The organism is Nonomuraea sp. bgisy101, assembly GCF_057708945.1.
Window position 1 is genome coordinate 1 of record NZ_JBYITD010000077.1, and the last position, 11997, is coordinate 11997.

At 70.4% G+C, this 11997-nt stretch carries 12 protein-coding genes; 4 read left to right on the forward strand and 8 right to left on the reverse strand.

The features are described 5' to 3' along the window. Nucleotides 1-12: 12 nt before the first annotated feature. The 7 genes from hemL to AC3EO4_RS54775 form a co-directional block, all read right to left on the reverse strand. Nucleotides 13-1302, reverse strand: coding sequence for a glutamate-1-semialdehyde 2,1-aminomutase (hemL, locus tag AC3EO4_RS54745; RefSeq protein ID WP_379577953.1), 1290 nt, complete (start codon nt 1300-1302; stop codon nt 13-15). Nucleotides 1303-1385: 83 nt separating this feature from the next. Continuing rightward, nucleotides 1386-2012: a bifunctional DNA primase/polymerase gene (locus AC3EO4_RS54750; RefSeq protein ID WP_379577955.1), complete on the reverse strand. Its 627-nt coding sequence runs from the start codon at nt 2010-2012 to the stop codon at nt 1386-1388. A gap of 132 nt (nt 2013-2144) precedes the next feature. Further along, nucleotides 2145-3128: a porphobilinogen synthase gene (hemB, locus tag AC3EO4_RS54755; protein WP_379577957.1), complete on the reverse strand. Its 984-nt coding sequence runs from the start codon at nt 3126-3128 to the stop codon at nt 2145-2147. A 32-nt stretch (nt 3129-3160) separates the two neighbouring features. Next, nucleotides 3161-4666, reverse strand: coding sequence for a bifunctional uroporphyrinogen-III C-methyltransferase/uroporphyrinogen-III synthase (locus AC3EO4_RS54760; RefSeq protein ID WP_431904649.1), 1506 nt, complete (start codon nt 4664-4666; stop codon nt 3161-3163). 35 nt (nt 4667-4701) lie between these two features. Next, nucleotides 4702-5601 carry a hydroxymethylbilane synthase gene (hemC, locus tag AC3EO4_RS54765; protein WP_379577961.1) on the reverse strand — a complete coding sequence of 300 codons (900 nt, stop codon included), beginning with the start codon at nt 5599-5601 and terminating at the stop codon, nt 4702-4704. Continuing rightward, nucleotides 5598-6854, reverse strand: coding sequence for a glutamyl-tRNA reductase (locus tag AC3EO4_RS54770; RefSeq protein WP_379577963.1), 1257 nt, complete (start codon nt 6852-6854; stop codon nt 5598-5600). Before AC3EO4_RS54770 ends, hemC begins: the two co-directional genes overlap by 4 nt. Beyond that, the gene (locus AC3EO4_RS54775; RefSeq protein ID WP_358129423.1) at nt 6851-7537 is read right to left on the reverse strand and encodes a redox-sensing transcriptional repressor Rex; all 687 of its coding nucleotides are present in this window, start codon (nt 7535-7537) and stop codon (nt 6851-6853) included. Before AC3EO4_RS54775 ends, AC3EO4_RS54770 begins: the two co-directional genes overlap by 4 nt. 102 nt (nt 7538-7639) lie before the next feature. Here AC3EO4_RS54775 and AC3EO4_RS54780 point away from each other — a divergent pair, with 102 nt between their 5' ends. Next, on the forward strand, nt 7640-7876 hold the full coding sequence (locus tag AC3EO4_RS54780) for a glutaredoxin family protein (protein ID WP_431904653.1): 237 nt from the start codon (nt 7640-7642) through the stop codon (nt 7874-7876). Nucleotides 7877-7896: 20 nt separating this feature from the next. On the opposite strand, the gene AC3EO4_RS54785 is transcribed toward AC3EO4_RS54780, so the two are convergent. Further along, nucleotides 7897-9450: a putative quinol monooxygenase gene (locus AC3EO4_RS54785; protein WP_431904656.1), complete on the reverse strand. Its 1554-nt coding sequence runs from the start codon at nt 9448-9450 to the stop codon at nt 7897-7899. 180 nt (nt 9451-9630) lie between these two features. On the opposite strand from AC3EO4_RS54785, the gene AC3EO4_RS54790 reads away from it, so the two are divergent. The 3 genes from AC3EO4_RS54790 (at nt 9631) to AC3EO4_RS54800 (ending at nt 11884) form a co-directional block, all read left to right on the forward strand. Further along, complete coding sequence (locus AC3EO4_RS54790) at nt 9631-10281, forward strand: sigma-70 family RNA polymerase sigma factor (protein ID WP_379577970.1); 651 nt, start codon at nt 9631-9633, stop codon at nt 10279-10281. A 71-nt stretch (nt 10282-10352) separates the two neighbouring features. Beyond that, nucleotides 10353-10982, forward strand: a complete 630-nt coding sequence (locus AC3EO4_RS54795; RefSeq protein WP_431904659.1) for a DUF5667 domain-containing protein — start codon at nt 10353-10355, stop codon at nt 10980-10982. 29 nt (nt 10983-11011) lie between these two features. Beyond that, nucleotides 11012-11884 (forward strand): HAD family hydrolase, encoded by an 873-nt coding sequence (locus AC3EO4_RS54800; protein WP_431904662.1) that lies wholly within the window; start codon nt 11012-11014, stop codon nt 11882-11884. The last annotated feature ends 113 nt before the right edge of the window (nt 11885-11997 follow it).

Here is an 11997-nt window from a genome sequence, read left to right on the forward strand (position 1 = left end):
CCTCCGCGGCTGCTAGCCCGCCGCCGCGGCGGCGTCGGCGGCCGCAGGGAGGGCCTCGACGATCGCGCCGATCGCCTCCTCGTCGTGCGCCGCCGACAGGAACCACGCCTCGTACGCCGACGGCGGCATGTAGACGCCCTGGTCGAGCATCGAGTGGAAGAACGCGGTGTACGCCTTGGTGTTCTGTGTCTGGGCCGCGGCGAAGTCGGTGACCTCCCGATCGGTGAAGAAGATCGAGAAGAGGCTCCCCGCGCTCTGGAGGCGGTGCGGGACGCCCGCGGCCTCCAGCGCCTTCGCAGCCGCGAGCGAGACCGCCGAGGCCGCCGCGTCCACCCTGGCGTAGGCGTCGTCGTCGAGGCCGCGCAGGGTGGCCAGGCCCGCCGCGCACGCGAGCGGGTTCCCCGACAGCGTGCCCGCCTGGTAGACGGGCCCCTCGGGCGCCAGGTTCGCCATGACGTCGGCCCTGCCGCCGAAGGCCGCCGTGGGCATGCCCCCGCCCATGACCTTGCCGAACGTCATGAGGTCCGCGTCGACAGGATCGAGGCCGTACCAGCCGGCCCTGGACACCCTGAAGCCCGTCAGCACCTCGTCGAGGATGAGCAGCGCGCCGTTGGCCGCACACAGCTCCTTCAGCCGCTGGTTGAAGCCCGGCAGCGGCGGGACCACGCCCATGTTGGCGGGGCAGGCCTCGGTGATCACACACGCGATCTCGGCGGTGCGGAAGGCCTCCTCGACAGCCGCCAGGTCGTTGTACGGCAGGACGATCGTGTCGGCCGCCGCGGCGCCCGTGACGCCCGGCGTGTCGGGCAGACCGAAGGTGACCACGCCCGAGCCCGCCGAGGCGAGCAGCGCGTCGACGTGGCCGTGGTAGCAGCCCGCGAACTTGATGATCTTGGAGCGGCCGGTGAAGCCGCGGGCCAGCCGTACGGCGCTCATGGTCGCCTCGGTGCCCGAGCTGACCAGGCGCACCTTCTCCACGGGCGCCACCCTGGCCACGATCTCCTCGGCCAGCTCGACCTCGCCAGGGGTGGCCGTGCCGTACGACATGCCGTGCCGCAGCGCGTCGGAGACGGCCTCGACCACGGACGGATGGCGGTGACCGAGGATCATCGGGCCCCACGAGCAGACCAGGTCGACGTAGCGGTTGCCGTCGACGTCGGTGATGTAGGGGCCCTGGCCGGACGCCATGAAGCGGGGCGTTCCCCCTACGGCGCCGAACGCCCTCACAGGGGAGTTGACGCCCCCGGGGATGATGGCGCGGGCTCGCTCGAAGAGGTCCTCTGAGTTCTGTGTACGGCTCACGCGTTCCAGCCTACGATCCCCCGCACTCGCTCACCTCGACGGGCACGGACCTCACCGGCCGGCTCGACCAGGGGAGCCGGACGTCAGACGAGCCAGTCGAGGACCCGGAGCGGATCGGGCAGGGGACGGCCGTCAGGCGGTCGCAGCCAGGAGACCGGTTGCCCGGTGGCGAGAGTGGACGGCGGGGCGAGGACGTAGCTGTCGCGGCAGTGCCACCGCAGCCCCGGCGTCTCGTCGATCGTGGTGGGGGCGACGTCGAGGCTGCACGACCACCACTCGTCCTCGTCCTCGGGGTTGCCGCGCGTGGCCACATAAAACAGCACCCGGTCGCCATGAGAGGCGACCGGGCCGGAGGGGAAGTCAGCGGCGTCCATGCGGGACAGGGCGGTGAGGCCCGCCGTGAGCGGTACGTCGAAGACGTCGAACACCCGCCCTGTGGGCAGGACCACGTTGGCTTCGGGCTCGCGCTGCCACCAGCGGGTCAGCAGCGCGGTGTCCGTCGTGGCCTGCAGGGACCAGGCGGGCGAGAGCGGATGGGCGCCGGGGTCGGGACAGCCGATGCGGTCACACGAACAGGCGCGGGCCCCGCGGCGCAGCGGGTGGGCGCCCGGCACGCTGGGCCAGCCGAGAGCGGCGTACTGCAGGACCGAGTCGACGCGGGTCATGCGCGTCCGCTTTTTGGTACGCCGAGCGAGTGGTACCCCCACCATGGTGTCTCCCCGTTCGAGTCCCGTGCCTGAGAAGGGTCCCCGGGCACTCGAGAAGGCTTCACAAGGGACACACCAGCACTTGTCCTCGCACTCTAACGCATAGGTCCCATGACCCGACGGGAAACCCCTCCGTCAGACGCGTCGGGCCATTTCCGTCGCCCAGTACGTGAGAATCAGGTCCGCCCCGGCGCGTCGGATGGCGACCAGCGACTCGGTGATCGCCCGGTCGCGATCGATCCAGCCGTTGGCCGCCGCCGCCTCGATCATCGCGTACTCGCCGCTGACCTGGTAGGCCGCGACGGGCACCTCGGTCGTGTCGCGGACCTCGCGCAGGATGTCGAGGTAGGCGAGGGCGGGCTTGACCATGACGATGTCGGCACCCTCGGCGACGTCGAGCCGTATCTCGCGCAGCGCCTCGCCCACGGGACCCGCGGGGTCCTGCTGGTAGGCCTTGCGGTCACCGAAGTTCTTCGGCATCTCGACGGCGTCACGGAAGGGCCCGTAGAAGGCGGAGGCGTACTTCGCCGAATAGGCCATGATCGGGATGTGCGAGAAGCCGGCCGCGTCGAGGCCCGCCCTGATCGCGCCCACCTGGCCGTCCATCATGCCGCTCGGCGAGATCATCTGGGAGCCCGCGCGCGCCTGGGCGACGGCCATGGAGACGTAGCGGTCGAGCGTGGCGTCGTTGTCGACCTCGCCTTCGGGTGTCAGGATGCCGCAGTGGCCGTGGTCGGTGACCTCGTCGAGGCAGGTGTCGGCCATGACGACCAGCGCGTCGCCCACCTCGGACACGACGTCGCGCAGCGCCTGCTGGGTGATGCCGTCGGGGTCGTCGGCGGCCGTGCCGTAGGAGTCCTTGACCGCCGGGACGCCGAACAGCATCACGCCGCCCAGACCCACCTCGGCCGCCTCGTGGACGGCCTTGCGCAGCGAGTCGCGGGTGTGCTGGACCACGCCCGGCATCGAGCCGACGGGCTGCGGCTCGATGATGCCCTCCTTGACGAACACGGGCAGGATCAGCTCGGAGGGATGCAGCCGCGTGCCGGTCACCAGCCTCCGCAGGGCGGGCGTACGGCGCAGCCGCCGCGGACGGGCGGTCGGGAACTCGGCGGTCATGACTCTCCTACACTTCCCCCGAAGCGCGGGGGTTACTTGGTGCGCCTGCGCGCGCCCCTGCGGTTCTGTGACGGCCTGCGCGGGATCTCGCCCGCCTCCAGCGCCGCCTGCCTCTGCTTACGACCGTACTCCGCCAGGGCGGCGGCGAGGGCGGAAGCCGATGGTTTGTCGGCCATGACGTCGACGCGCAGCCCGAACTCCTCGGCCGTCTTGGCGGTCTGCGGCCCGATCACCGCGATCACGGTGACGTTGTGCGGCTTGCCCGCGATGCCGACGAGGTTCCGCACGGTCGACGACGAGGTGAACAGGACCGCGTCGAAGCCGCCGCCCTTGATCGCCTCCCTGATCGGCGCGGGCGGAGGGGCGGCGCGGACGGTCCTGTAGGCCGTGACGTCGTCGCACTCCCAGCCCAGCTCCGTCAGGCCCGCCACCAGCGTGTCGGTGGAGATGTCGGCGCGCGGGAGCAGGACCCTGTTGATCGGGTCGAGCATCGAGTCGTACGGCGGCCACTCGGCGACCAGGCCTTCGGAGGACTGCTCGCCCGAGGGGAGCAGGTCCGGCTTCACGCCGAAGTCCACCAGTGCCCTCGACGTGGCCTCGCCGACGGCCGCGACCTTGAGTCCGGCGAAGGCGCGGGCGTCGAGGCCGTACTCCTCGAACTTCTCGCGCACGGCCTTGACGGCGTTCGCGCTGGTGAAGGCGACCCACTCGTAGCGGCCCGTCACCAGGCCCTTGATGGCGCGATCCATCTGCTGCGGAGTGCGCGGCGGCTCGACCGAGATGGTCGGCACCTCCTCGGGCACCGCGCCGTAGGAGCGCAGCTGCTCCGACAGGCCGGCGGCCTGCTCCTTGGTGCGCGGCACCAGCACGCGCCAGCCGAACAGCGGCTTGGTCTCGAACCACGACAGCCTGTCGCGCAGGCCGACCGCCTCGCCGACCACGATCAGCGCGGGCTCGGTGAACCCCGCGTGCTTGAGGTCGGGCTGAAGCCTGCCGAGCGTGGTGGCCACCGTGTACTGCTCGGTGGTGGTGCCCGCGCTGCTGACGGCGACGGGCGTGGCGTCGGACTTGCCGTTGGCGATCAGCGCCTTGCCGATCGCGACGGCCTGCTCGATGCCGTTGTAGATGACCAGCGTGCCCGCGCAGGCGGCGTGGACGGCCCAGTCCTGCTCCTGCGAGGCGTCGACGATCCTGAACTCCGGAACGTCGGAGGCGGGCGGGATGCCCGCGTAGGTGAGCACGGCCGTGGCGGGAGGGACGCCGGGCACGATCTCGAAGTCCACCTCCGCCGCGGCGCAGGCCGCGACCTCCTCGGTGATCGAGGAGAACAGCATGGGGTCGCCCTCGCACAGCCGTACGACGAGCTTGCCTGCCTTCGCGCGCTTCACGAAGTCGCCTTGGACGACCTCGACGCCTTCCTTGCAGTGCTTGAGAAGAGGCCCGAAGGTCTCCTGGTCGAGCACGACGGCGTCGGCCTTGCCCAGGAGTTCGGCGCCACGGAGCGTGAGCAGGCCTGCGTCGCCTGGACCCGCGCCCACGAAGGCGACGAAAGCGGAGGTTGGACTATCGGAGCTCAATGGGACTGCTCCCCCATCAATCTGTCGGCCCCCTCGGCGATCATGGCGGCCGCTAGCTCGCGGCCCAGCTCCATGGCCTCCGAAGGAGAACCGGCGGCGGACTTGCGCACCGCTTCCCGGCCGTCGAGGGCGACGACCGCTGCGGTCAGGTTCAGCGTGTGCCCGTCGTCGAGGGCGAACGCGCCGACCGGGGCCGAGCATCCCGCCTCGAGAGCGGACAGCACCGCGCGCTCGGCCGTCACCGCGGACCTGGTCCGGGGGTCGTCGAGCACGCTGAGGAAGTCGACCAGGTCAGACCTGGTCGAGAGGCACTCTACGGCCAAAGCGCCCTGACCGGGAGCAGGGAGCATCTCCTCGATCTCGAAGATCTGGGAGATCTCCGCCTGCCTGCCGATGCGGGTCAGGCCCGCCGAGGCCAGAACGACCGCGTCGAGCTCGCCCGAGGTGACCTTGCCGATGCGCGTGTCGGCGTTGCCGCGGATCGGCACGTAGTCGAGGTCGTCGCGCAGGGCGCGCAGCATCGCGATGCGCCGCGGCGAGCCGGTGCCGACCCTCGCTCCCGGCGCCAGGTCGGCGAACTTCGTCCTGCCAACCAGAGCGTCTCTGACGTCGTGGCGCTCGGGCAGGGCGGCCAGCACGAAGCGCGGGTCCTGCTTGGTAGGCAGGTCCTTCAGCGAGTGGACGGCGAAGTCGATGTCGCCCTCCACCAGCTTGTCGCGCAGCGCGCTGACGAACACGCCGGTGCCGCCCAGCTGCGACAGCTGGGCCTTGGACACGTCGCCGAACGTGGTGATGCCGACCAGCTCGATCGTCCGGCCGGTCTTCGCCGTGTAGAGGTCGGCGACCATCTGCGACTGGGTCGTCGCCATGAGGCTCCTACGGGTGCCGAGCTTCACAGGTCCACCCCTCTCACGGCCTCGGGCATCGAGGGATCGAGATCGAACAGCTCGCGCAGAGCCTCCGCATAATGATCGCCCGCGGGGGAGGTCGCGAGCCGCTTGACACGCACAGTCGGCTCGTGCAGCAGCTTGTCGACCACCCGCCTGACGGTCTGCGCCACCTCGTCGCGGGCCCGGCCCTCGAGGTCGGGCAGGCGCATCATCAGCCTGCCGAGCTCGGCCTCGACGACGTCGGCCGCCTTGCTGCGCAGCGCCACCACCGTGGGGGTGACGCGGGCGGCCCGCTCGGCCGACAGGAACGCGTCGAGCTCCTGCGCGACCAGCCGGCGGACCGCCTCGACCGCGTCCTGCTCGCCCGCCCCGACGCCCGAGTCCTGGATCGTCTCCAGGTCGACGAGCGTGACGCCGTCGATGGCGCGGACGGCGGGGTCGACGTCGTGCGGCAGCGCCAGGTCCAGCAGGAAGGCGGGGCCTTCGAGCATGTCGGGCGTGATGACGTGGTGGCCCGCGCCCGTGCAGGAGATGACGAGGTCGGCGTCCCTGAGCTCGCGGGTGACCTCGGACAGCTCGACGGCCCTGCCGCCGACCGAATCGGCCAGCCGTACGGCCTTGTCGTAGGTGCGGTTGGCGACCACGACGTCGGTGACGCCGACCCGCGCCAGCGTGGCCACGGCCAGGCCGCTCATCGCGCCCGCGCCGACGACCAGGGCGCGCCTGCCGGTCAGGTCACCGGCGAAGGACAGCCCCGCGGTGACGAGCGAGGCGCCCGCGCGGTCGATCCCGGTCTCGGCATGGGCGCGCTTGCCGACGCGCAGGGCCTGCTGGGCCAGCTCGTTCAGGGTGGCGCCGACCGTGCCCTGCTCCTGGCCGAGCTTCAGCGCCTGGCGGGTCTGGCCGAGGATCTGCCCCTCGCCGACCACCATCGACTCCAGGCCGGAGGCGACGGAGAACAGGTGCTCGACCGCACGGTCCTCGTAGTGCACGTACAGGTGCGGCGTCAGCTCCTCCACCGGGACGCCGGAGTGCGTGCCCAGCAGGTTCGTGATCGCGGTGACGGCCGCGTGGAACCTGTCCACCGCGGTGTAGACCTCGACCCTGTTGCAGGTCGAGATGACCATGACCTCTGCGACGTTCACCTCCCTGTGAACGTCCTGCAGCAGTTTCACCAGCGCGTCGCCGGACACCGACACACGCTCCAGCAAGGACACCGGAGCGGTCCGGTGACTGAGTCCGATCGCGAGAACGCTCACTGGCTGTCCACGGCCATCAACGGCCCCCCACTCATCCGATCCGCTTTGCGTTGCTCGTGGAACGCAAGGATCTGCAGCTCGATCGACAGGTCGACCTTACGGACATCGACAGTGTCAGGCACAGAAAGCACGACTGGGGCGAAGTTCAGGATGCTGGTCACTCCTGTGGCGACCACGCGGTCGCACAACTCCTGCGCCGCCGCCGCCGGCGTGGCCAGCACGACGATCGAGACCCCTCGCCTCTTGATGACGGCTTCCAGTTCGTCGATGTGCTCAACATTCAACCCCGCTATGTCGTCGCCCACGATTTCGGGGTCGGCGTCGAGCAGCGCCGCGACGCGGAAGCCCCTGGAGACGAAACCCCCGTAGTTGGCGAGCGCGCGGCCGAGGTTTCCGACTCCGACGATCGCGACGGCCCAGTCCTGGGTGAGGCCGAGCTCCCTGGAGATCTGGTAGACGAGGTACTCCACGTCGTAGCCTACGCCGCGGGTGCCGTACGAACCGAGGTGTGACAGGTCCTTGCGGAGCTTGGCCGAGTTGACCCCCGCAGCGGTGGCCAGGTCCTCCGAGCTCACCGTGGCGATGCCGCGTTCTGCCATCCCGTTGAGCGCCCGCAGGTACAACGGGAGTCTGGCCACCGTCGCCTCGGGGATGCCGCGGTCACGCGGTTGGGACTGACGCATCACGTGCCGAGGCTCCTTGGGGCTGCGCGAACAGTAATCTGGCCGCCTTTCAGAGTAATCCCTTTGTGAACCGACGCACAAAGTCGTGGCTAGGCTGAGGGGATGCACCGCATCACATTGCTGGGCAAGCCAGGCTGCCATCTGTGTGACGACGCCCGCGCGATCATCGCCAGAGTGGCGCAGGACATGGGCGTGCCGTGGGACGAGGTCGACATCAACTCCTCGCCCGAGCTGACGGAGAAGTACTGGGAGATGATTCCCGTCACTCTCATCGACGGGGTGCAGCACGACTTCTGGCGGGTCTCCGAGCCGCGCCTGCGCGCCGCCCTGTCCGGCTGACCGTTCCGTACGGCACGGCGTCAGAGCTGGAAGGCCGTCGGCAACGGCACGACCTTGGCGGCGTTGACGTTGAGCTCGATGACGTTGGTGGCGAGCACCATCGACTGGCGTTCGGTGAGGAAGCGCTCCATGTGCGGCTGGCGCTGGTGCTCGGCGTAGGCGACCTCGTCGCGGTAGAGCTCGTAGACGATCCGCTGCAGCGGGGCCGACTTCACCGCGTGGCAGGCGTAGACCAGCGTGTCGGGCTCGCCGCGCCGTACGGCGTCGACGGTCTGCTCGGCCAGCCGGTCGAACGCGTCGCCGGAGCCGTCCATGATCGTGAAGACGGTCAGCAGGCCGTAGATGCTCGGCGAGGGGCGCGAGGTGCCGCCGGCGGGGACCGTGGTGGAGCCGGTGGTGAAGCCGGGGATCTCGGCGCCCGGGTAGACGGCGCCGGTGGCGGGCATGCCGTACTCGGGCTCGCGGGCGCGTGAGCCGTAGCCGTGGGAGCCCGCGGACAGGCCCTCGGGCACGCCGAACATGCCGGTCTCCGGCGGCGCCTGGGAGTGGGCGCCCGGCATGCTGTGCGGCCCCGTGTGGGGGCTCGCGTTCGGGTTCATGTGGCCGGGCTGGGGGCCGCTCGGCGGGATCGAGCCGTAGCCGCGGTCCTCGCCGTTGGCCATGAACGAGCCGGTGGCGGGCCCCGAGGCGAAGGGATCCATGCGGGCCGCGTAGTCGATCTCCTGCTCGCCCGCGCGGTACTCGGCGACCAGGTCGCCGAGCCCCGACCTGCGGGGCTGCGCGGCCGGCTGCTGGACGGGCTGGGGCTGCGGCGCGGCGGGCTGCGGCGCGGACGCGGCCCTGCGGCCGGCCGGGCGGGAGTCCCAGTGCTCCTCGGCGATGTCGTCCTCCTCCTCGTCGTACGGCGCGAGCGGGCGCAGCACGCAGTACCAGATGGCGGCCGCGGCGACGACGAGCAGCGCGACGGTGAAGAGGGCGGGCACGCTGAAGCGCACGGAGCCGACCAGCGCGATCGCGCTGGGCGCGATGACCAGGCTGGCGTGCAGGTTGTCGGTGTCGTAGTCGTCGCCGTTGCGCCAGCGCAGTCCCGCCGCCACGAGGCAGCCGAGCATGACGAGGACGACGAGCGCGTGGACGCCGGTCAGGACCGATCCCGCGACCAGGTCCCAGTGGAGGCTGCCGGACGGCAGGGTCTCGTTCTTGAGCTTGGCCTCCTCGATCACGGGATCGAGGATCAGGATGTAGGTGGAGACGATGGTGACGGCGGCGCCGAGCAGCCAGGCGGCGAAGCTGGCGCGGCCCTTCTCCGCGAGCAGCTGGACCAGGCCGATGGCCAGCCACAGCGGCGCCAGGAGCGCTCCGAACAACTGGTAGAGCCTGAAGGTGAGGGGCCCGAACGTCTGCAGGCCGCCCAGACCGACCACGGCGAGGGAGAGGCAGAGGGCGATCGCCGCCACGATCCAGGCGATCAGCCAGCCGTCACGGTCTTCCTGAAGGCGGCGCACCAGGGCGAACGCGGCGATCCCGGCGAGCAAGGCGCCGGCGAACGCGATCACTGCGACGACAAGTTCCATGGTGCCCCCAATGCTGCCGGACATTACCTCCCAACCGGTAGTCGAAGAGGGAAGCGGGTCGGTCCACACGGTATCCGCCGGTTATTGGTAGTCATGCCGCGCCCTGTGCGGATTGTGGAATTTCCAGTTGATTTCTAGAGTGTTCGAGCACGCCGCACCCCTTACCCCTAGGGATACCGGATGCCTGACTCGTGGTCGTTCGCCGGGCTACTTCCTCCCTCCGCCATCGGAGGAGCACGGACGAGCGAACTTGCCGTGCGCGAAGACGTCCCGGACACGGAGCACTGTGAGCTGCGCGCCCTGGTCTTACAGGCGAAAGCCGGCGACAACGACGCTTTCGGAACGCTCTACGACCGCTATCTCGACCTGGTCTACCGCTACATCTACTTCAGGGTCGGCTCCCACCCCCTCGCCGAGGATCTCACCAGCGAGACCTTCCTTCGCGCGCTTCGCCGAATCACCGACTTCACCTGGCAGGGCCGTGACTTCGGCGCCTGGCTCGTGACCATCGCGCGAAACCTCGTCACCGATCACTTCAAGTCGAGCCGCTACCGCCTGGAGGTCACGACCGCCGAGGTGCTCGACGTCCCCCTGGACGGGGCGCACATCCCTGAGAACGCCGTCGTCACGGCGATCATCAATGACCGCGTGCTGCGCGCCGTCCGGGATCTCAATCCCGAGCAGCAGGAATGCGTGGTCCTGAGGTTCTTGCACGGCCTGTCACTCGCGGAGACCGCACTGATCATGGGGAAGAAGAGTGGAGCGATCAAAGCGCTGCAGTTCCGAGCGATCCGATCGCTGGCCAGGGCCCTCAAGCCCGATCTGGCGTAACCTCACCCCTCGGCAGGTCGTTAGGCAAGTATCACTGGTAGATCATCATTCGGGGGCGGCAGGGAGCGTTCATGGGTAGGTCGCCATTCCAACGTCGGCTGTCCGCTCATGATGCCCTCCTAGGCCAGCTGAACGACCTCGGCGAGAACCTCCCGCTGGGCGGCGGCCCCGACCCGGCGTTCAGGGCGAGGCTGCGCGAGACGCTCATGTCCGAGACGCTGCCGGCCGCGCCTCACAGGCGGGAGCGCAGGCCGCTGCGCTGGCTGTCGCCGCTGCTGGCGGCAGGCCTGGCGACGGCCATGGTGCTGTCGGTGATCGTGACCTACCGCGCGGTGCCCGGCGACATGCTCTATCCGCTCAAGCGGGCGGCGGAGGGCGCGATCACCGAGCTGAACCCCGACAAGGCGGGCAGCGCACTCGACGCCGCCGGCAAGCGGGCCGAGGAACTCGAGGCGCTGCTCGACGCGGGCGGGGGCGGGCCGCACGTCGGCGCCACCCTCCAGGAGATGGAGGAGAGCACCCGCTCGGCGATCGAGCGGATGGACAGGGCGGTGCCGCGCGACCAGTCGAAGATCGACAAGTTCGTCGAGGAGCAGCACGAGAAGGTCGACCCCATGCTGGAGCGGCTCAACGACGTCGACCAGGAACAGGCCAACGGTTACCTGGACTACATCGACGGGCTGCGTCTGCCGAGCGGATAGTTAACACTTCCCGGTTAAGCTGAGGGGCTATGAGGCGGCTACTACGACGGCATCGGGCGGCTGAGGCGGAGATTGCCGGCGAGGTGGCGGCGGCCGCCGCGGTGGCCACGGTTCCCGCCGAGCCCGACCTGCAGGCGGCGGCCTTCTTCGACGTCGACAACACGATGATGCGCGGCGCCTCGATCTACCACTTCGCCCGCGGTCTGGCCACGCGTGGCATGTTCACCACCTCCGACCTGCTGAAGTTCGCGGTCGGCCAGGCGGTCTTCCGGCTGCGCGGCAACGAGAACCCCGAGCACATCGCGGTGGCCCGCGAGACCGCGCTGGCCTTCGTCGCGGGCAGCAAGGTCGACGACGTCGTACGGCTCGGCGAGGAGATCTACGACGAGGAGATGTCGGACAGGATCTGGGCGGGCACCAGGGCGCTGGCCCAGTCGCACCTCGACGCGGGGCAACGCGTCTGGCTGGTCACCGCGACGCCCGTCGAGCTGGCCAGGGTCATCGCCCAGCGGCTCGGCCTGACCGGCGCGCTCGGCACGGTCGCCGAGTCGCAGGACGGCGTCTACACGGGCCGGCTGGTCGGCGACCTGCTCCACGGCCCCGCCAAGGCCGAGGCGGTGCGGGCGCTGGCCCGCCGCGAGGGGCTCGACCTGACCCGCTGCACCGCCTACAGCGATTCCGCCAACGACCTGCCGATGCTCTCGCTCGTGGGGAGGGCGGTGGCCATCAACCCCGACTCGGAGCTGCGCGAGCACGCCAAGAAGCACAGTTGGCCGATCCGCGACTTCCGCACCGGGCGCAAGGCGACGCTGACCGCACTGCCGATCGCGGCGGGCGTGGGCGCGCTCGCGGGCGGCATCGCCGCGGGCATCGCGCTGCGCCGCCACTACCGCTCCAGCTGACCGGGCCCGCCCCCGCCGCTCAGGCGCGCCCCTCCCGAAGCTCTCCCTCCTCTCGAGGTCCTGGCTTCCCCGAGCCCTCGCTCCCCGCGGCCCTCGCTCCCTCTGAGCGCCGG